Source organism: Streptomyces sp. SID13031 (assembly GCF_010548305.1).
In the GTDB taxonomy this organism is placed as follows: domain Bacteria; phylum Actinomycetota; class Actinomycetes; order Propionibacteriales; family Kribbellaceae; genus Kribbella.
Genome location: NZ_JAAGLV010000003.1, coordinates 424748 through 444233 on the forward strand (window position 1 = coordinate 424748; position 19486 = coordinate 444233).

A 19486-nucleotide genomic window follows, 5' to 3' on the forward strand; every position below is an offset into this window, starting at 1 on the left:
AGGCCGGCGCACCGGGGACTCAGGACACTAGACGCCCTGACCCACAGGCAGGTTCGCGAACGGCGGCGGGCCGAGGATCTCGGTGCCGCCGTTGGTGCGGGCCGACTGCTGGACCTTGGCGAAGTCGACCTCGTGCGGGGCGCCTTCGACGTACGGTTCGCTCGCGCCGAGGAAGAACTCCTGGCCGATGCCAGGAGTGATCAGAACGAGCATTCTTGCCGTCTCGGACGTCACCAGGAACGCGTGTGGCGTCCCCCTGGGCACCATCGCCAGGCCGCCCGGACCGACGCGATGCTCGACCCCGTCCAGGTGGATCAGGATCTCCCCTTCCAGCAGGTACATCGACTCGTCCGCCTCGGGGTGCAGGTGGAGCGGCGTGACCTTGCCGCGCTCCATCCGGTCCTCGAACAGCAGATAACTCGAGCCGGTCTGCTCAGCAGTGGCCAGCCAGCAATGCACTCCACCTCCGGAGAACCATCGCAACTCGCCGTCCGTCGCTGCCCTGACGAATCCACTCATTGTCCCCACCCCTCTCTCCGATTATGAGACTTAGGTCTCACCACGAGACTGGGGTATCATCAGCGTTGTGTCAATGCCCTACGAGTCCGGTGGCCGCAGCCGGCAGAAGCAGCGCACCAGAGACGCCCTGGTAGCCGCGGCCCGCGAGCTGGTCGCCGCCGGGGTGACGCCGACCGTCGAGCAGGCGGCGGCAGCCGCGGAGGTGTCCCGCCCGACCGCCTACCGGTACTTCCCGAACCAACGCGCCTTGCTCTCGGCCGCCCATCCCGAAACCACGACCACGTCCTTGCTGCCGGCAGATCCACCCAGCGACGTGACCCAACGTCTGGCGGCGGTGATCGACACCTTCATCGCGCTGGTCGTCGAGACCGAGGCCCAGCAACGCACGATGCTCCGGCTCGCCCTCGATGCCGATCCCGCCGAGCGAGCGGCGCTGCCGCTGCGTCAGGGCAGGGCGATCGGCTGGATCGAGGAGGCACTGCTGCCTCTCCATGACCAACTGCCGGCAGAGGTCGTTCATCGGCTCGCGATCGCGATCCGGAGCGCGGTCGGGATCGAGGCGCTCAGCTGGCTGCTCGATGTGGCGAAACTGCCCCACGACGAGGCGGTCCGATTGCTGAAGTGGTCGGCTCAGTCCTTGCTGGCCGCGGCCTTGGCCGGATCGCCGCCGCCACTCGACCCGGACAATCGGGAGGCGGTCAGGGACCGGGATCGGATTGAATAGCCCTATGGAGACCGGGCTGATCGTGCGCCACGGCGTCGTCATCCCCGAAACCGAGCTGTCCTGGCGGTTCTCCCGGTCGAGCGGCCCCGGCGGCCAGTCGGTGAACACCACCGACAGCCGGGTGGAGCTCAGCTTCGACGTCGCGGGTACCACCGCGCTGAGCGAAGTGCTGAAAGCGCGTGCGCTGGAGCGACTCGGGTCGCGGCTCGTGGACGGAGTACTGACTGTGGCTGCGTCCGAGCAGCGGTCGCAGTGGCGGAACAGGGAGGCTGCGCGGACCCGGCTGGCGGGACTGATCCGGGAGGCCATCGCGGCGCCGCCCCGGAAGCGGCGGCCAACCCGGCCCAGCAAGAACGCGGTCCGGCGGCGGCTGGACGACAAGAAGCGCCGCGGCGAGACCAAGCGCCTGCGTGGACGCCCAGCCGACTGAGGTTTGCGGCCCTCTGGGTAGTTAGGCTTCGGGCGTGCAGGAACCAACGGGGAGCGGTGCCGGCGAGGAATTGCCGGAGTTGCAGGACATGAAGGTGCGCGGCCGGTCGCTGAAGACTTGGGGTTTCAGCGCGGCAGCCGTGCTGCTGGCGGTCTCGGCGGTGTTCGGGGGCCTGAAGAAGGCCGCCGACGAGACCCCGCAGGTGGCGGCCGGTACGGCGATCGATGCCGGCCGGTTCGAGGTGACGATCCAGCGGGTGGTCGCGGTCAAGGACCTGAAGCCGCTGTTCCAGCCCGACGACGGCGGCGCGCTGATCGCCGTGGTGACCAAGCTGAAGGTCACCGACAAGGCCGGCGCGACCCCGCCCAGTGATCTGCTCCGGCTGATCGGCGTACCGGGGGTCAAGGACACGGATCCGCCGATGGGCACCACCAATATCAGCGACCAGACGCGCAACCCGGTGCTGACACCCGAGTACGGCGAGGACGTCGCCTACGTGTGGAAGATCCCCAAGCTCAGTGCTCTGCCGACCGAGGTGAAGCTCAGCGTGCAGCACTACGAGTTCGGGGAGTCACTGCTCGACAAGCACGACAAGTGGACGACGGACGAGATCGCGGCCGAGAGCAGCGTCAAGGTGAAGGACAACAGCAAGTGAGCACGCCGCCGCCGCTGCCGGTGGAAGGGGCCTCGCGCAACAATCTGCTGCGCAAGGGACTGAACGCCGGTCTGGTGCTCGTCGTGCTGGCCACGATCATCGCCGTCTACCGGCTGACGCCGACGCAGCAGGACATCCAGGATCCGACCCCGGTGAACGGCATCGTCGGCAAGGCGGTCAAGACGCCCCGGTTCGAGCTGACCGTGCGGAGCGTCCAGGTCAGCAAGAAGCTGCGGATCCCCAAGTCCGCGCCGGATCGCGAGTCGCTGTCCGACTTCGTCGTCGTCGACGCGGTCGTGAAAGCGACCCGGGAGCCGATGCACCTCAACAACGTGTCGATCAAGGCCGCCGACGGGACCACCTATCTCGGCGCCAACCGGGCCGGGCTCGAGGAGGTTGACCTGACCTCCTTCGAGTTCGCGCCGGACATCCCTGCTCAGGGGTCGTTCGTGGTGGAGATGCCTGCCGATCAGCTGCCTGGGGCGGTACTGCAGGTGATGGAGAAGGCGATCTTCAACGATTTGGAGCCCCAGGCAAGGATTCCGCTCGGCGTGCAGAAGGACCAGCTGGCCGGGCTGCGGAAGGATGTGGCGATCTTCAACGCCGCGGATGCGTCATGAGCAGCGCACGACGAGCGCGACCTGGCTGGCTCCGCAAGAACACGGCGGCCCTGCTCTCTCTGGTCATCACCGTGCCGTTGGCCGGCTGGTGGACGACCCGCTCCGACTACAAGTCCTGGTACGACGCCGAGCCCCGCGACGCCGTCACGGTCGCGGCCGGCGGTACGTCGTACAAGGACGCCACCTGGTTCGCCGCGAGCGTGGAGACGGATCCAACGCCGGTTCGGGCTTCCGCCGTACCGAGCCCGCTGCCTGACGGGACGACCCGCGTACGGGCGTATTTCCGGCTGCAGGTGGACGACCTGAAGAAGCTGGAGTCGCTGAGCGGCTGTCAGGTGCACCTGCGGGCGCCGGACGGGCGGATCTGGGACGACTCGATCCTGGAGGACGAGTTCCAGGACCGGCCGACGGGCTGCACCGGCGGGTACGACGAGAAGCCGGCCAGCTACCGGGACCCTCGTATCGCGCCCTATTTCCTGAAGCCGTCGGCCGGGAAGCCGTTCGAGGCGGTCGCGGTCTTCATCGTGCCGGCCTCGGTGGCGTCGTCGGTCGAGCTGACGATCACCTGGGCTACGACACTTCCTGAGTTTCTGGCATTCCCGAGGTAGCGGCGGTCAGGTCGGCGACACCCTTGTCGGCCTGCGGCCCCTCGGCCGAGTGCGCCGCGTGGGTCTTGGGCTTCAGGTAGCCCGCCAGGCCGCCGATCATCCGGTCGTACGCCGCGGCCAGCAGGCTGACCTGCAGCATGATCTTCAGGCCGTCGGTGACGAGGGAGAGCGGCTCGTCGATGACCAGCCAGAACGGCAGTGAGTGCGGGCCGAGCACGTAGAGCTTCAGGAAGATCCAGACCTCGCTGGCCAGGAAGGTCACCACCGCCCAGGCGAGGAAGTAGCCCAGCATCGGCCGCAGCCCCGACCGGACCACCAGCCGGAATGCCTCGGCCACCGGCGTCCAGCGGTCCTTCCAGTCCGACACCATCGAGTTGCCGGCCACCCGGACGATCCGCGGCGTCTGCTGCCAGCGGTGGGTGATCCGGTCGAACCGCCAGCGCCGCTCGCCCTTCTGCGCCTTGTGCACGGCCCGGCCGTAGATCACCGCGGTCATCGTGATCCACATCAGCGGCAGCACCGCGGCGCTCCACAGATCACCGATGCCCGCGGCAACGAATCCGGTGACGGCGTCCCAGATCTCGCGGACCTTCGCGACGCCGAGCAGGTGGTCGAGTCCCCAGGCGTATCCGTCGTGCACCCAGGCGGCGACCTCGCGTTCCTTCAGCCAGGCCTTGGGCGACGGGATGAACGAGAAGGCCTGGTAGATGACGACGAAGATCCAGAGCGCCTCGAGGTAGACGACGAACAACCGCCGCACCGGGCCGCCGGCCTTCTTGCCCTTCCGCTTGAAGAAGAAGCGCAGTATGTACGCCGAGGCGCCGAGCGCGATGAACAACCAGGTCGAGAGCGATTGGAGCCCACTCGACCCTTGATCGACGCTGCCTCCGTTGAGCACCGTCGCGAGGGTGTCGTTGACCTTGTGGGCGGCCAGTTGGTACTCGTAGTCGAGCGCCTCGGCCTGCAAGAACTTGTACGCCGCGTAGAACGCCAGGAACGGCAACAGAGCCGCCGCCAGCGCATCAACCGGCCGATGCTCCTTGCCCGGCTCCACGCCATCGGGCGCCAGCACCCCCTCAGCCACGGCCCGCCCGTGGAAGGGGAGCTCGCTGCGAAGTACCAGGAACATCGCCACATACATCGCCAGCGAGACGACCACCAGCAACGCCAGCACGGCGATCCCAGCCGCCTCAGCCTTCGCCCCGGCCTGCACAGCCACCCACTGCAGCCCCCGATGCGCCAACTGCGCAATCAGAAACACAGCCAGCAACCGCGGCCAAGCCTTCCAGAACAAAGCCCCCGCGCGCCCCACCGTAGTGAGCAACGTCCCCGATTCCATCGCCACAAACCCGCAATCTACCGCCCAACAGGTCCCCCACCCGCGGCACGCCCCTGTGGAAAACCCTCTACCGAAAGCAACGCCCCGGATACACTCAGTTAGGAAGGACAGGTGGCGGCAGGGGCTCAGGCCGAGGACGGGCTTCAGCCGCCTGCAAAGGGAGGTAGGGCGTCGACGAGGGAGCCATCGGAGAGGTTGGTGTCCAGGTCAACGCGCTCGCCGTCGAGCAGGAACGTGCAGATGCCGAGGACCCGGGCGAGCTCGGGGCGATCGGCCGAGACCGCGCCGACGAGCTCCTTCACCGAGGCAGCCTGTGCGGTCGCCGAGGACTCGCCCGCCGCGGCGCGCGCAGCGGCGAAGTACCTGATGGTCACTTCCGGCATTCGGTAGGGCCTCACTAATCGGTTAAGTCTTCGGCTATTATGTCAGCTTGCTGTTGCATCCAGTGTGTCTCGGGCCCCCGGCAATGACGCCGTCGGGGCCTGACGTGCATAAGGACCGGGTCACTCACCAGGGATCCGACGACCAGCACAAGGAGACAGCGTGAGCACGTTGCTTCTGCTGACGAACGCATTGCAGGCCTCCACCGAGGTGCTGCCGTCGCTCGCCCTGCTGCCACACCAGATCCGCATCCTGCCCGCCGAGGTCGCTGCCCTGGTGGACGCGCCCGACGCCGACGCGGTCCTCCTCGACGCCCGCCGCGACCTGGTCACGGTGCGCGGGGTTTCCCGCCTGATCCGTACGACGGGCATCGACGTACCGCTGATCCTGGTAGTCACCGAGGGTGGCCTGACCGCGGTGAACGCCGACTGGGGCGCCGACGACGTCCTGCTCGACACGGCCGGTCCGGCCGAGATCGAGGCACGCCTGCGGCTGGTGATCGGCCGCCTGGCCGCCGCCCGCAACGAGGACCCCGACACCACGCTGATCCGCAGCGGTGATGTGGTGATCGACGAAGCCTCGTACACGGCGAAGCTCAACGGACGCGCGCTCGACCTCACGTACAAGGAGTTCGAGCTGTTCAAGTTCCTCGCGCAGCACCCCGGCCGGGTGTTCACGCGCGAGCAGCTGCTCCAGGAGGTCTGGGGCTACGACTACTTCGGCGGCACCCGGACGGTCGACGTCCACGTACGCCGCCTGCGAGCCAAGCTCGGTCCCGAACACGAATCCCTGATCGGCACCGTCCGCAACGTCGGCTACCGCTTCGTCATCCCGCCCTCCAAGGACCGCGAAACAGCCGACGCCACCGTCTGACTCCGCTCGGAACACCCCCGGCCCACCGCGAGCCGAGCCCGATCTCAGCCCTGGAACACCGTCCGCCGGCAACCCGGATCGCATTCCGGACTGGACCGGGAGCCCGGTTCCGGGCTTGACCCGGCGCACATTCGTGCTGCTACCGTGCGTATTCGGTCTTTTCACGGAAGGTGACCGATGGCGCACGTTGCTCCGACTTCGCATCGCCGAGGTGCTCGCGTTTCACATCGTCATAGCCGCACCGACGGCCCGATCCAGCCGACCACGTGGCTCGGTCTGACCTTCGCCCTGATCTTCGGCCTGGTACTGACCGGCCGGTCCCACGTTGGCGTCCACGCAGCCGGCATCACCCTGCTGCTCATGCTCGTGCCACTGACCCTCGCCGTCTTCGCCAGCGCCCTCCGCCACGGCGTCGGCTCCACCAAGGCAGCCCTCTCGACCGGCATAGCCTTCGCGCTGGTACTCCTGAATCTCCTCGTCTGACCCCAACGGGCAGACTCGGCCGACCCCAACGGGCAGTCGAGTCCCGCGCCGTAACTTTCGGCCTCCCAGGCGCATCGAGCTGATGACCTTGAGGGAGGAAACGTGAAACTTCAATCCAGCGTCCACAGACTGGCCCGTACTGCGCTCGTCGGGCTCGCCGTCGCCGCGATACCGGCCAGTGCGGTCGCGGTTTCCGCGGGCGAGCCGAACCCCGGGACGATCAAACTCGTATCGGTCGGGCCGGCGGGCGGCGGCGGGAACAGTGATTCGGCGTCGGGAACCGAGAAGGGCCTGGGAGTGTCTGCCAACGGGCGCTACACAGTCTTTTCCTCCGGCGCCTCCGACCTGGTGCCGAACGACACGAACGAGCGGCGGGACGTGTTCGTCCGGGACAGGCTGACCGGCCGGACCACGCTCGTCTCCGTCGGCGTGACCGGCGGGCAGGGCAACGGCGAGAGCCGGCAGGGGTCGATCTCGGCCGATGGCAGGTTCGTAGCCTTCAACTCGAACGCGACGAACCTGTTCCCCGGTGACACCAACAACAGCCCCGACGTCTTCGTCCGCGATCTACACACCGGGCGGACGACGCTCGCCTCGGTCGGCACAGGCGGCGGCCTGGCCGACAACGGCGCTCACCAGCCGGAGATCTCCGCCGACGGCCGGCACGTGGTATTCACGTCGGGTTCGACGAACCTGGTCGCCGGTGACACCAACGACACCGAGGACGTCTTCGTCCGGGATCTCCGCAGCCGGCGGACCGAGCGGGTTTCGCTGACCGCCGACGGCCAGCAGCGCGACATCTACTCCAGGGAGCCCGCGATCTCCGGCGACGGCCGCTTCGTGGCCTTCGTGACCGAAGGCCCGAGCCTGGCCGTCCACGACCGCAAGAAGAACACGACTCGGGTGGTCTCCGAGGGCGTGACGGTCGATCCCCAGTCCTTCATGACCGAGATCGGCTATCCGTCCTTCTCCGACGACGGGCGGTTCCTGCTCTTCACCGTCATCGGGTGGCTAGGACCCGACCCGGTCCCCAACGTCTGGCTGCGGGATCTGCAAACCAACGGGCTGGAGCTGGTCTCGACCGACCACCTCGGCCGGCCCTCGTCGGCCATCGGCCCGGTCTTCCGAGGCGATGTCTCGGCCGACGGGCGGTATGTCACCTTCGGAACGCCAGGGCGGATGACCCCCGCGGATCAAGGAGACCTCAGCGACGTGTTCCGGCTCGACCGCAAGACTGGCACTCGCGTCTGGATCAGCCGCGGCCAGGACCAGACAGCCGGCGGCAACGGAAGTGTCGGCCCGGCGATCTCCAGCGACGGCAAACACGTGGCGTTCGAGTCGGACAATCCCACTCTGATTCCTAACGGCGCCGGCCTCCAAACGTACGAGTGGAGTTCCACCCGCCCGAGGTGAGGGCGGTTCGCAGTACGAGCGATCAGCGCCTCGTCCCATGGGCCGACAGGCCTGTGGGACGAGGCGCCGGTGGAGTCGCCTCCACCGGCTGCCCGCGCTCAGAGTTGGTTCGTGCCGCCGTCGACGAAGATCTCGCCGCCGGTCATGAAGCTGCTCTCGCTGGAGGCGAGGAACAGGACGGCGTTCGCGATCTCCTCGGGCTCGCCGAGCCGCCCGAGCGGTACTCCGGACGCGATCGACCCCAGCAGCGCCGAGGCTTGCTCGGCATCTGGCGCGAGTCCGGCCAGGCCGGGTGTGTTGGTCGGGCCTGGGATGACGGTGTTCACCCGAATCCCCCGCTGCGCCAACTCTGCGGCCCACGTCCGGCCGAAGGACCGGATGGCAGCCTTCGTCGCGGCGTAGATACTGAAGGCTGGCGTACCGTCGGTGGCGGCGGTCGAGCCGGTCAGTACGATCGCGGCGCCCTCGTTCAGCAGCGGAAGCGCCTTCTGCACGGTGAAAAGCGTGCCGCGAACATTGATCCCGAACGTCTTGTCGAAGTCTTCAGGCGTGATCACTCCCAGCGGCGAGAACCCACCGCCACCCGCATTCGCATGTACTACGTCCAGCCCGCGCCCGAACTGGGCAATGGTCTCGAAAAGCGCGTCGAGGTCATCCAGGTTCGCGACGTCACCCGCGACGCCGGTCACCCGACCACCTGCTGCGGCAGTGATGTCGGCGACGGCGGCGTCGAGTTCGGTCTTGCGGCGACCGGTGATGAAGACGTGCGCGCCTTCGGTCGCCAGACGCCGGGCAGAGGCCAGGCCGATACCGCTGGTGGCACCGGTGACGAGTGCGACCTTGTTGTCCAGCTGTCCCATGAGGGGATCCTTTCGGTGGTACCGGCCTTTGTTGGCCGGATTGGTGAGGTCTTTGGAGAGATCAGGTGAGGTCGGCGGCGAGGTCCGCCAGCCGTCGCCAGTCGGCCAGGGGGAGGCTGTTGCCGGCCGGCGCGGCGGGAAGAACCTGTACTGCGACGTGGTCCGCGCCGGCGTCCAGGTGCTCGCGGAGTCGCCGGCCGATGGCCTCTTCGTCTCCCCAGGCGACCAGCGCGTCGATCACCCGATCGCTGCCGCCGGGAACGAGGTCGCTGTCGGTGAAGCCGATCCGACGCAGATTGTTGCGGTAGGCATCGAATCCGATGAACATGCCGAGTTGGTCGCGAGCGACCGCACGCGCCTGCTCGGCGTCGGTACTGAACACGACCGCCTGATGGGGCGCGATCAACGCGTTGCTTCCGAGCTGGTCGCGCATCCTCGCGGTGTAGTCCGGGTTCACCAGGAAGGGATGGATCCCCGCGGTGCGTTCTGCTGCGAGCTGCGCCATCCGGGGACCGAGAGCCCCGAGCAGCAGGCGCTCCCGAGCGATCGGGCTCGGCTCCTGCGCCAGCTCATCGAGGTACTCGCTGACGGCGCCGACCGGACTGGTGTACGTCCGACCCACCGCCGCGGCCGCGTTGCGGTCACTCACCCCGAGGCCCACGATCGTCCGCGGGCCGTGACGAAGATCCAGCTCGCGCACCCGAGCCGACAAGACCGAGGCTTCCTGTCGCCAGATGCCGAGGACACCGAGTACGACGTACGTCTCGGGCGACGCCAACAGCAACTCGTCTGTGTCGGCGAAGACTCCGCGGCCGTCGAGCCCCGGGATCCAGAGTGCGGTGAGGCCGCGATCCGCCAGTTCAGCCGCCGCGTCAACGCCCGGCTGGCCCGCATTGCGCAGCTCCATACTCCAGACGCCGACCCGCCCTAGGGCCTGCTCAGCACTGCCGTCCATGATCCGCTCCCTGGGTTTCATACCGTTCGGTTAGAAACTCAAGTTAGCAGTGGTTGAAGGTTCACGCAAATTTTTGAACCGATCGGTTAAGAACTGTAGGCTCGGTACGAACCAGGAGGTGGAAGATGCCAGGAGGACGACCCCGCACGTTCGACGAGGGCGAGGCGCTCGAGCGAGCCGTCGAGGTCTTTTGGCGGCAGGGTTACGAAGGCACGTCGATCACCGACCTGACCACCGCCATGGGCGTCAACAAGCCCAGCCTGTACTCCGTTTTCGGCGGCAAGGCAGACCTGTTCCGCCGGGCCATCGGGCACTACGCCGAGCACGACATGGCGTACGCGCGGGTTGCTCTCGAAGAGCCCACCGCGCTGCTCGTCGCTCAGCGATTCCTGCGCGACAACGTGATCGCGCTGACGCTCGACGGCAAGCCGAGCGGTTGTCTCTCGATCCAGGGCGGCGTGTCCTGCAGCACGGAGAACCAGGAGGTGGCGCAATTCCTGGCAGCCAGTCGGCTCGCCGGGGAGAAGGCCTTCGCCGACCGGTTCCGGCTTGCAGTCGAGCAGAAGGATCTACCGGCTGACGCCGACCCGGATGCCCTGGCTCGCTTCCTGATGGTTGTGTCCGAAGGTCATGCCGTCCACGCAGCCGCCGGCATTCCGCGAGAGGCCCTTCAGCAGTCCGCAGCCATCGCCGAACAAGCCTTTGAAGCCATGACCCGCTAGCCCCCGCTCGATTGGCATGAACCGGACACGCGACGACCACGCGCTGCCAACTGCGGGACGATTGTTGGCCGGCAGTCGGCGGATCGGCAGTCGGCGATCGGGGGCGGCATCGTGCTCGGTGGTCGATGGATGACGGGCCTTGTAGGCCTCTTGCTGATCTGCGCCGGCTGTTCGCCGGACGAGAACGCCGGATCGCCGGCGCCACAACAGGATTCAGCCGGCTCGGCGAGTGTGAGCACTCCGACGCCGACTCCGACCATTACCACCCCAGGTCCGCTTAGCGTCGCGGAGTACCAGCGGGTGCTCGGCCGGATCGAAGCCACCATGCGGCGCAACCTGACCAAGGCAATGGCGGCAAAGTCCGTCGCCTCGGCGAATGCCTACCGGGACTGCTCACTCAACTCCTCGAGCAGCAGGCCGCGATTCTCCAGGCAGCCAAGCCTCCGCCTCAACTCGCCGCAGTACACGCCGACGCAAGGCGACCTTGACAGGCCTCCGCGGCGCCCTGGACATCTCAATCCTGACCGGCACCGACTGGGACGCAACCAGCCGCGGCTTCACGAACGACTGCGAGGAACAACACTTCAACGAACCCCTGGACCGCGGCTACAACTGGCAATTCGACGTCTGACCCACGCCCCGAACCGCCCACCAAACCCCACCGCCACCACCCCAAGCCCGTGCACACCACCCCAAGCCCCGCCCACACCGGCCGACGGCGCAGGCGACCCGGTCGTACCGACCGCTCAGGTGACCCGGTCGTACCGACCGCTCAGGTGACCCGGTCGTACCGACCGCTCAGGCGGCCCGGTCGCGCCGACGGTACAGGCGGCCCGGTCACGGCGCTGTCTCAGGTGAGGCGTTCCTGGCACCGACTCAGCTGATGCAGGGCCTTGTCGGTGGCACAAGTGCTGGCCGATCGGTGGAGACGTGAAGCGACGACTGCTGGCCAGCCGGCCGGGCGGCGCCGTCAGCGACGGCCGCTCGGGAATGCTGGTGGTAGGGCAACGCCCGGGCGGCTCTTGGGGAGCGCCCGGGCGTCGAGTTATGTGAATCAGGAACCGAGGGAGATTCGGTCCGTCGGGCCCGGGGTGTACGGGTCGTGCGCGGCCAGGTACTTGGCGAAGGCGTCGATGTCCAGACCGCCGAAGAACTTGTCGGTCGCCGTGGTGAAGGCCGGGAAGCCGTCACCGCCGTCGGACAGGAAGTTGTTCGTGACGATCCGGTACGTCGTACCGTCGACCAGTGGCTGGCCCGCGATCTGGATCGAGCCCGCCACCACCTTGGCGCCCGGCGCGGCGGCCGGGTTGTAGGTGTAGGTGATGCCCGCGATCTGGAGCACCTTGTTCGAGGCCTGGTTGACGCCGGAGAACTGCTGCTCCAGCAGGGCCTTGATCTGCGTTCCGGTCATGTCCATCGAGACCAGGAAGTTGTTGAACGGCTGCACCGTGAACGCCTGACCGAACGTCACCGCGCCCGCGTTGGAGGCGAGGTCGGCCCGGATGCCGCCCGGGTTCATGAACGCGACCACCGGCGTCTTGCCGTTGGTGACGGTCGAGGCGTCAGCCAGCTGGGCGTCCGCGATCAGGTTGCCCAGCGGGGACTCCTGCGAGTCGTCCGGCGTCTTCAGCACCGACGGGGTGGTGATATGGCCGATCACCTTGGTCTCGATCGGCGCGACCAGCGTCTGGTACTTGGTGATCAGCTCGGTCAGGTGACGGTCCTTCGGCACGTCCCGGGTGACGATGTGGTTGTTCGCCAGCGTGTTCAGCCGGTCCACGTCGTTGGTGGCCAGGTCGATGCTCAGCCGGACCTCGGTGATGAGCTTACCGAACGACGACGCGCTCGTGACGAGACGGGGCTTGCCCGCCGGGTCGTTGATCGAGCAGTTGTACGCCGCGTGGGTGTGACCGGAGATGATCGCGTCGATCGCCGGGTCGAGCGTCTTGGCGATGTCGGTGATCGGGCCGGAGATCCCCGGGCAACTGTTGAACGCCCTCGGGTCGGACGGCAGCCCGCCCTCGTGCAGCAGCACGACGATCGCCTCGACACCCTGCTGCTTCAGCTTCGGCACCAGCGCGTTGGCGGTCTCGACCTCATCCTTGAAGGCGAGGCCCTCGACGCCGGCCTTGGTGACGATGTTCGGAGTGTTCTCCAGCGTCATCCCGACGAACGCGACCTTCTGCCCACCGCGGAACTTCTTGATCGTGTACGGCGCGAACAGGGTCTTGTCGGTGTTCTCGTAGTACACGTTCGCCGAGAGGTAGTCGAAGTCGGCACCCTTGAACTTCGCCTTCGGGTCCGGGCAGGAGTTCTGGTTGTTCTGCCCGTCGCCGTCGTTCAGGCAGCCGCCCTTCTGCATCCGCAGGAGTTCCTTGTACCCCTCGTCGAACTCGTGGTTGCCGACCGAGGTGGCGTCCAGCCCCATCTCGTTCAATGCCTCGATGGTGGGCTCGTCGTGGAACGCGGCGGACAGCAGCGGCGAGGCACCGATCAGGTCACCGGCGGCCACGGTCGCGGTGTCCCGCCCCTGCGCCTTGGCCGAGTCGCGCAGCAACTCCAGCTGGGTCGCCAGGTACTCCGCGCCACCGGCCGGCGTGCCGTTGATGTTGCCGCCGGAACTGGTCGCCGGGTTAGCCGCCAGGTTTCCGTGGAAGTCGTTGATCGCGAGCAGCTGGATCTGCGTGTGCGTCGGCTTGGGTTTCGCCGGCGCAGCCTGGGTCACGGTTCCCCCCGTGGCCAAGCCGAGTACTACAGCGGCACCGGCGGCCACCAGGGCGACAGCCCGGGGTCCCCTCAGCCACTTCTTGTCTCGTCCTGTGAAGGCCATGTCTTCTCCGTCGTCATTTTCGATCACCGCTGATGCGCGGTGCCCGAAAATTACCTTGCTACGGCGTGGCTGACCAAGGTCTCGACGATGAACTCACCAGGACCTTTTACGGTATCGAGGTGACCCTTGAAGTCGTTCCCTCACCGTTGCCCTCGGCCACCGCCGCCATCATCACCGAACTCGCTCGCTCGGCTGCTGAGAGCGACGGGGTTAACCCACTCTCCGAGCACACCCTGCTGCATCTGGACGGAGAGCACTCCGGGGACGCCCACTTCCTCGCGTACGCCGGCGAACCCGGCTCGGGCGAGCTCGCTGGCTACGGGTCATTGGGCCCGGACGGATCGGCGGAGTTGGTGGTCGGCCCGGAGTACAGACGAAAAGGATTCGGTACTGCGCTGCTGCGGATGCTGCTCGATCACGGAGGCCAGGGGCTGCGGGTGTGGGCTCATGGGCGGCTGGCGGGGTCGGACGAGCTGGCCGCGCGACTTGGGCTGGAGGTGGCTCGGGAGCTGTACTTCCTGCGGCGGCCGAGCGCGCCAGTGCCCGCGGCGGCCTGGCCGGAGGGGATTTCGGTGCGCACCTTCGTACCGGGGCAGGACGACAGTGCCTGGCTGGCGGTGAACGCTGCCGCCTTCGCGCACCATCCGGAGCAGGGCAGTTGGACCCAGGCGGACTTGGCGGATCGGCTGCAGCAGCCTTGGTTCGACCCGGCGGGGTTCTTCCTGGCGGTAACGGCTGACGACGCGGTGGCGGGCTTCCACTGGACGAAGGTGCACGACGACGAGGGCGACGAACCCTTCGGCGAGGTCTACGTGGTCGGCGTCTCCCCCGACCACCAGGGCGCGGGCCTCGGCAAGGCACTGACCCTCGAGGGCATCCGCCACCTCCAGGAGGATCGGGGGCTCTCCTCGGTGGTCCTCTACGTGGACGGCACCAATACGGCGGCCCACACCTTGTACACAAACCTCGGCTTCGCTACGGCAGCCCTGGACGTCCAGTTCGCCCCTGTGGACGATGTCACACCGAATTCGCCCGGTGACTCCGCGTCATAATCCCCACCCACCCCCGTCCCACCTACAACCAGGAGCCGTCCGAGCCTTTTACCCCCAGCCGGGCGGCTCCTGGCCCCCAACCACTTATCCACAGCCCGCACTTCTGGCCTCCCACCCCGCTCCCCGCTCCGGTTACGATCAAGATCGACTACGGAGAGGTGACAACCGTGACTACCCGCAACAGGCAAGCCACCGCCCTAACCCTGGCCTGCCTCTGCGCCGCACTTCTGGCCAGCTGCAGCAACAAAAGCCCCGAGGCCGGCCGCCCAAATACAGCGCCACCGAGCACGGGCTCGACCTCGACGACCGCCGGAAGCTCCACCCAACCGTCCGCTAGCACGCCTACAGAGCCGCCTGCGCGCCCGAAGGCGGCTGAGGGTCTGACGCTCGCAGCGGCCGAGTCCTTTGTTTACTACTACAGCGAGCTACTGAACTATGCGTCTGACACCGGCGACACCGGCATCCTAATCACCAACAGTGACTCCGGCTGCGAGCGCTGCCAGCTGTATGCCGACTTCGTGAAGAAATCCAACGCCCGCAACGGCCTCTTGACCGGGGATTACCACGAGCACACAAAAGAGGTCTCTGAGCTGGTTCGTGGTTCAAGTGGCCGCCTCGGCGGCTCCTCCGATGTCATCGTGGGTGCTTACGTCAGCAAGGAGACGACGTCGGCTACGCCAATTACGAGCAAACCGACGTCCTACAAACGTGAAATCGCCCTTTCACCACAAGGCGGTAATTGGGTGATGTACGAGATGAAATTCGTAGAAAAATGAAGCTGTTGCGGCGCAGTATCGGTCTGGCGACACTGCTCAGTGTCGGCCTCTTTCATGCAGTCATGCCCAGCGCCTCCTTCGCGGTCTCGAATAGTGGCAATGGTCAAGCATCGCGCGAGCGTGGCGGCGTCAGGCCGATGTCGCAGACAACGACGCCTCCTCCGCCCACTACGGGAAAGGGCACGAAGGATGGCGTCCAGGTGGGAGCCAGGGCCCACGACGGCAATCGACTCGATGGCAGGTCCGACCCTCCGAAGGGTGCGAAGCCCAGGGCCAAACAGACTGGGACAGGCTCAGAACGGGCAAGAGATAGACGCGACCCGACCGGTCAGGTCGGGAACGACGATTTCCGACTGACCACCGGTATCTGTGGGCATGAGGGAGACTCTCCCGGGCTGAGCAAGTGTTTGCCTGCATTGGAAGAGGACCTACCCGAACAGCCTGGGCGGCCGCAGGCGACGCCGAGTATGGCTTTAGTGCAGCAGATTCCGCGGCCTGAGGACGTTACGTGGGATCAGGTGCTCAGCGAGGTCAAGGACGTGGTGTTTCCTCAACTGTGGGTGAAGGTCCAGCCGGCGGGGCGGACCTTGGTCAATCTGGACACGATCGTCTACACGAACAAGTACAAGGTCTACTCGCAGACGGTGACTGTGCTCGGGTTTCCTGTAGAGGTCCAGGCAGCACCGACGAGCTACACCTGGAACTTCGGAGACGGAACAACACTGACGACCACTACGCCAGGGAGTCCCTACCCGTCCAAGGAGATCACGCACAAGTACATGAAGAAGGGCGCGGTGAACCTGACTCTAACCGTCGGGTACGAGGCTAGGTACAACGTTGCGGGGACCGGGTTTCGCTACATCGGAATGGTGCCGATTACGGGACCTGCGACTGCGCTTCAGGTGCGGGAGGCTGTGCCGGTTTTGGTTGGGGGTGGGGGGTAGTCAGGGGTTGGGGTTGAGGGATTGGCGGATGGTGGTGGCTATGCGGAGTTGGGCGGAGCGGGTTTCGCCGGGGAGGGCGAGGATGCTGGCGAAGCCGTGGATCATGGCGGGTTCGCAGGTGTGGGTGGTGGGGACGCCGGCCTCAGTGAGGCGGGTGGCGTAGTCGTTGCCTTCGTCGCGGAGGGGGTCGAAGCCTGCAGTGACCACGTAGGCGGGGGCCAGGCCGGTGAGGTCCTCGGTGTAGATCGGGGAGACCAGGGGGTTTTTTCGGATCGACGGGTCCGGGGTGTAGTGGTCCAGGTACCAGGTGATGTCGTCGTCCGTGAGGAAGAAGCCTTCGGCGAAGAGGTCTCGGCTGGGGCGGCGGTAGGCCAGGTCTACGGCTGGGTAGAGGAGTACCTGGAGTGCCGGAGCCGGTAGGCCGCGGAGTACGCATTGCTGCGCTACTACGGCTGACAGGTTGCCGCCGGCGCTGTCGCCGCCGACTCCGACCAATGAGGGGTCCGCGCCCAGGTCTTCAGCGTGTTCGATCGCCCAACTGAAGGCGGCGAGCGCGTCCTCCGCAGCGACAGGGGCTTCGGCCTCCGGGGCCAGGCGGTAGTCGACTGACAGCACGCGGATACCGGCCTCTTCGGCCAGGTCGCGGCAGTAGGCGTCGTGGGTGTCGAGGTTGCCTACCACCCAGCCGCCGCCGTGGAAGAAGACCAGGAGGCCGCCGCCCGACGAGGGGGCGCTTCGGGGGACGTACAGGCGGGCTCCGAGCTGGCCGTCCGCGCCGCGGACGGTGAGTTCGGTCACGCGGAGTAGCTCGCGGGGGTGCCCGGCGACGAGCTTGGACATCGTCAGCAGGTTGGCCCGGGCGGTGGCGACGGACTGCTTCGTTGCGTTCGGCAAGAGTCCTTCGATCCGCATCAGCAGCTGCAGCTCTGGGTCCAGAACGTTGCCGTCGATCTGGATCGGGGTGCCTGCCAGCCGCCTGCGGAGCGCGGTGGGCAGTGCTGTCACAGGCTTCAGGGCACTGCCTTGCACCGTCTCCAGCGCGGTTCGCAGCAAGGTGTCCACTCGTCGGTTCACAAGGTGTGACGCTAGCAACAACGTCCGCCTCGCCGCCCAGGCAACCTCCTGTTCACCCAGGGGTGGGATGCTGGTCAACGTGGCTGGAGACTTGTTGGCGTCGCACAACCGGGAGTACGACGTCGAGCCCCCGTACGACATCACGGCGGCCGGCGACCTCCCGCAGGACCGATTCTCGGATCGCGAGCTGAGCTGGCTGGCGTTCAACCAGCGGGTGCTCGAGCTGGCCGAGAGTGACCGGGTCCCGTTGCTCGAGCGCGCCAAATTCCTGGCCATCTTCGCCAGCAACCTGGACGAGTTCTACATGGTCCGGATCGCGGGGCTGAAGCGACGGATCGCCGCCGGTGTCGCAGTACGGGCTGCCAGTGGGCTGTTGCCGCGGGAGGTGCTCGACCGGAGCCTGACCCGCAGTCGTGAGCTGATGGACCGCCAAGCCGAGACCTGGCGCAAGGTGGTGCTGCCCGCGCTGGTCGAGGAGGGCATCGACATCCTCCGCTGGGACGAGCTGAGCACCGACGAGCGCGAGACGATGACCCGGTTCTTCCGGGACCGCGTCTTCCCGGTACTGACCCCGCTCGCCGTCGACCCGTCACACCCGTTCCCGTACATCTCCGGCCTGTCGCTCAACCTGGCCGTGGTGGTCCGCAACCCCGATACCGGTGGCGAGCACTTCGCCCGGGTGAAGGTGCCGCCGCTGCTGCAGCGGTTCGTGACGGTGGCCGACGGCAAGTTCGTCCCGCTCGAGGACGTCATCGCCGCCCACCTGGGCCAGCTCTTCCCGGGGATGGAGGTGACCCAGCACCACACCTTCCGGGTCACCCGTAACGAGGACCTCGAGGTCGAAGAGGACGACGCGGAGAACCTGCTGGCCGCGCTCGAGAAGGAGCTGCTGCGGCGCAAGTTCGGCCCGCCGGTCCGGCTCGAGGTGGAGGAGTCGATCGACCCGAAGGTGCTCGCCCTGCTCATCAACGAGCTGGGTGTCACCAAGGCGGAGGTGTTCGAGCTGCCAGGCCCGCTGGACCTGCGTGGCCTCTTCACGATCGCTGCGCTGGACCGGGCCGAGCTGAAGTTCCCCGCCTTCGTCCCGTCGACGCACCCGCACCTGGCCGAGGTGGAGACCTCCAACCCGGCCGACATGTTCCACGCGCTCAAGCAGCGCGACGTGCTCGTGCACCACCCGTACGACTCCTTCTCGACCAGCGTGCAGCGGTTCATCGAGCAGGCTGCCGCCGATCCGCACGTGCTCGCGATCAAGCAGACGCTGTACCGGACCAGCGGTGACTCGCCGATCGTGGACGCGCTGATCGACGCCGCCGAGGCGGGCAAGCAGGTGCTGGTACTGGTCGAGATCCAGGCGCGGTTCGATGAGCAGGCCAACATCAAGTGGGCCCGGCAGCTGGAGCACGCGGGCTGCCACGTCGTGTACGGCGTGATCGGGCTCAAGACGCACTGCAAGCTCTCGATGGTGGTCCGCGAGGAGCCGGACGGGCTGCGGCGCTACGCCCACATCGGTACCGGCAACTACCACCCCAAGACGGCCCGGCTGTACGAGGACCTCGGCCTGCTGACCAGCGACAAGGTAGTCACCGAGGACATCGCGCACCTGTTCAACCACCTGTCCGGCTTCGGCCGCTCCAGTGGCTACCGGCGGCTCCTGGTCGCCCCTCAGTCGGTACGCCGGGGTTTGCTCGAGCGGATCGAGCGCGAGGTGCAGCACCATCTCGCGGGCCGCCCGGCCCGCGTACGGCTCAAGGTGAACAGCCTGGTCGACGAGGCCCTCTCGGATGCGCTGTACCGCGCCTCCCAGGCCGGCGTACCGGTTGATCTGTGGATCCGGGGTATCTGCACGATCCGGCCGGGTGTGCCCGGGATGTCGGACAACATCCGGGTCCGGAGCATTCTGGGCCGGTTCCTGGAGCACAGCCGGGTGTTCTGGTTCGAGAACGGCGGCGAGCCCGAGGTGTGGATCGGCTCGGCCGACCTGATGCACCGGAACCTGGACCGCCGCGTCGAAGTACTGGTCCAGCTGAAGGAGCAGGACCACGTGACCGAGCTCGGCGACCTCTTCGATCTCGGTTTCGACGAGCGCACCGGGTCGTGGTGGCTGCAGTCCGACGACACCTGGCAGGCGCGGCTGAGTGATGCGAACGGCGAACCACTCCGTGACCTGCAAGAGCGCCTGATCCTGACGCGTGGCCGCCGCCGGCAAGCGGATCCCATTACTTAAG

21 protein-coding genes are annotated in these 19486 nt (G+C 67.1%); 14 read left to right on the top strand and 7 right to left on the bottom strand.

Annotated features, from left to right (window positions below):
* Nucleotides 1-27: 27 nt before the first annotated feature.
* Nucleotides 28-519, bottom strand: coding sequence for a cupin domain-containing protein (locus G3I17_RS09385; protein WP_164595537.1), 492 nt, complete (start codon nucleotides 517-519; stop codon nucleotides 28-30).
* 73 nt (nucleotides 520-592) lie between these two features.
* On the opposite strand from G3I17_RS09385, the gene G3I17_RS09390 reads away from it, so the two are divergent.
* Genes G3I17_RS09390 through G3I17_RS09410 form a run of 5 tightly spaced genes read left to right on the top strand, consistent with a single transcriptional unit; the run spans nucleotide 593 to nucleotide 3556 of the window.
* Entirely contained in the window at nucleotides 593-1243 is a 651-nt protein-coding gene (locus G3I17_RS09390; RefSeq protein ID WP_239062378.1) for a TetR family transcriptional regulator, read from the top strand.
* A gap of 4 nt (nucleotides 1244-1247) precedes the next feature.
* Nucleotides 1248-1673 carry an alternative ribosome rescue aminoacyl-tRNA hydrolase ArfB gene (arfB, locus tag G3I17_RS09395; RefSeq protein WP_164595539.1) on the top strand — a complete coding sequence of 142 codons (426 nt, stop codon included), beginning with the start codon at nucleotides 1248-1250 and terminating at the stop codon, nucleotides 1671-1673.
* Nucleotides 1674-1707: 34 nt separating this feature from the next.
* On the top strand, nucleotides 1708-2328 hold the full coding sequence (locus G3I17_RS09400; protein WP_203589921.1) for a hypothetical protein: 621 nt from the start codon (nucleotides 1708-1710) through the stop codon (nucleotides 2326-2328).
* Nucleotides 2325-2948, top strand: a complete 624-nt coding sequence (locus tag G3I17_RS09405) for a hypothetical protein (RefSeq protein ID WP_164595540.1) — start codon at nucleotides 2325-2327, stop codon at nucleotides 2946-2948. The genes G3I17_RS09400 and G3I17_RS09405 overlap by 4 nt, the downstream gene beginning before the upstream one ends.
* Nucleotides 2945-3556 (top strand): hypothetical protein, encoded by a 612-nt coding sequence (locus G3I17_RS09410; RefSeq protein WP_164595541.1) that lies wholly within the window; start codon nucleotides 2945-2947, stop codon nucleotides 3554-3556. Before G3I17_RS09405 ends, G3I17_RS09410 begins: the two co-directional genes overlap by 4 nt.
* Here the strand turns inward: G3I17_RS09410 and G3I17_RS09415 are convergent.
* Together G3I17_RS09415 and G3I17_RS09420 are read right to left on the bottom strand one after the other, a co-directional pair.
* The gene (locus G3I17_RS09415) at nucleotides 3519-4817 is read right to left on the bottom strand and encodes a hypothetical protein (RefSeq protein WP_164595542.1); all 1299 of its coding nucleotides are present in this window, start codon (nucleotides 4815-4817) and stop codon (nucleotides 3519-3521) included. The genes G3I17_RS09410 and G3I17_RS09415 overlap by 38 nt on opposite strands.
* Nucleotides 4818-5038: 221 nt before the next feature.
* The gene (locus G3I17_RS09420; RefSeq protein ID WP_164595543.1) at nucleotides 5039-5278 is read right to left on the bottom strand and encodes a MoaD/ThiS family protein; all 240 of its coding nucleotides are present in this window, start codon (nucleotides 5276-5278) and stop codon (nucleotides 5039-5041) included.
* A gap of 160 nt (nucleotides 5279-5438) precedes the next feature.
* On the opposite strand from G3I17_RS09420, the gene G3I17_RS09425 reads away from it, so the two are divergent.
* The 3 genes from G3I17_RS09425 to G3I17_RS09435 all read left to right on the top strand — a co-directional run bounded on the left by G3I17_RS09425 (nucleotide 5439) and on the right by G3I17_RS09435 (nucleotide 8045).
* Nucleotides 5439-6149 carry a response regulator transcription factor gene (locus G3I17_RS09425; RefSeq protein WP_164595544.1) on the top strand — a complete coding sequence of 237 codons (711 nt, stop codon included), beginning with the start codon at nucleotides 5439-5441 and terminating at the stop codon, nucleotides 6147-6149.
* A 177-nt stretch (nucleotides 6150-6326) separates the two neighbouring features.
* Nucleotides 6327-6632 (top strand): hypothetical protein, encoded by a 306-nt coding sequence (locus G3I17_RS09430; RefSeq protein ID WP_164595545.1) that lies wholly within the window; start codon nucleotides 6327-6329, stop codon nucleotides 6630-6632.
* 102 nt (nucleotides 6633-6734) lie between these two features.
* Nucleotides 6735-8045, top strand: coding sequence for a PD40 domain-containing protein (locus tag G3I17_RS09435; protein ID WP_164595546.1), 1311 nt, complete (start codon nucleotides 6735-6737; stop codon nucleotides 8043-8045).
* 98 nt (nucleotides 8046-8143) lie between these two features.
* On the opposite strand, the gene G3I17_RS09440 is transcribed toward G3I17_RS09435, so the two are convergent.
* Together G3I17_RS09440 and G3I17_RS09445 are read right to left on the bottom strand one after the other, a co-directional pair.
* On the bottom strand, nucleotides 8144-8905 hold the full coding sequence (locus tag G3I17_RS09440) for an SDR family oxidoreductase (RefSeq protein WP_164595547.1): 762 nt from the start codon (nucleotides 8903-8905) through the stop codon (nucleotides 8144-8146).
* A gap of 61 nt (nucleotides 8906-8966) precedes the next feature.
* Complete coding sequence (locus tag G3I17_RS09445) at nucleotides 8967-9860, bottom strand: TIGR03620 family F420-dependent LLM class oxidoreductase (protein ID WP_164595548.1); 894 nt, start codon at nucleotides 9858-9860, stop codon at nucleotides 8967-8969.
* A 125-nt stretch (nucleotides 9861-9985) separates the two neighbouring features.
* Between G3I17_RS09445 and G3I17_RS09450 the strand changes: the two genes are divergently transcribed.
* Nucleotides 9986-10582, top strand: coding sequence for a TetR/AcrR family transcriptional regulator (locus G3I17_RS09450; protein WP_164595549.1), 597 nt, complete (start codon nucleotides 9986-9988; stop codon nucleotides 10580-10582).
* A 484-nt stretch (nucleotides 10583-11066) separates the two neighbouring features.
* Nucleotides 11067-11213, top strand: a complete 147-nt coding sequence (locus G3I17_RS09455) for a hypothetical protein (RefSeq protein ID WP_164595550.1) — start codon at nucleotides 11067-11069, stop codon at nucleotides 11211-11213.
* A 423-nt stretch (nucleotides 11214-11636) separates the two neighbouring features.
* On the opposite strand, the gene G3I17_RS09460 is transcribed toward G3I17_RS09455, so the two are convergent.
* Nucleotides 11637-13412 carry a bifunctional metallophosphatase/5'-nucleotidase gene (locus G3I17_RS09460; RefSeq protein WP_164595551.1) on the bottom strand — a complete coding sequence of 592 codons (1776 nt, stop codon included), beginning with the start codon at nucleotides 13410-13412 and terminating at the stop codon, nucleotides 11637-11639.
* Nucleotides 13413-13531: 119 nt separating this feature from the next.
* Between G3I17_RS09460 and mshD the strand changes: the two genes are divergently transcribed.
* The 3 genes from mshD (at nucleotide 13532) to G3I17_RS09475 (ending at nucleotide 16184) form a co-directional block, all read left to right on the top strand.
* On the top strand, nucleotides 13532-14464 hold the full coding sequence (gene mshD / locus G3I17_RS09465; RefSeq protein WP_343238246.1) for a mycothiol synthase: 933 nt from the start codon (nucleotides 13532-13534) through the stop codon (nucleotides 14462-14464).
* A 167-nt stretch (nucleotides 14465-14631) separates the two neighbouring features.
* The gene (locus G3I17_RS09470; RefSeq protein ID WP_164595553.1) at nucleotides 14632-15240 is read left to right on the top strand and encodes a DUF6318 family protein; all 609 of its coding nucleotides are present in this window, start codon (nucleotides 14632-14634) and stop codon (nucleotides 15238-15240) included.
* Between the two features lie 476 nt (nucleotides 15241-15716).
* Nucleotides 15717-16184 carry a PKD domain-containing protein gene (locus G3I17_RS09475; protein ID WP_164595554.1) on the top strand — a complete coding sequence of 156 codons (468 nt, stop codon included), beginning with the start codon at nucleotides 15717-15719 and terminating at the stop codon, nucleotides 16182-16184.
* Here the strand turns inward: G3I17_RS09475 and G3I17_RS09480 are convergent, their stop codons facing one another.
* Entirely contained in the window at nucleotides 16185-17258 is a 1074-nt protein-coding gene (locus G3I17_RS09480) for an alpha/beta hydrolase (RefSeq protein WP_203589923.1), read from the bottom strand.
* Between the two features lie 139 nt (nucleotides 17259-17397).
* On the opposite strand from G3I17_RS09480, the gene G3I17_RS09485 reads away from it, so the two are divergent.
* Nucleotides 17398-19485: an RNA degradosome polyphosphate kinase gene (locus G3I17_RS09485; protein ID WP_343238253.1), complete on the top strand. Its 2088-nt coding sequence runs from the start codon at nucleotides 17398-17400 to the stop codon at nucleotides 19483-19485.
* The last annotated feature ends 1 nt before the right edge of the window (nucleotide 19486 follow it).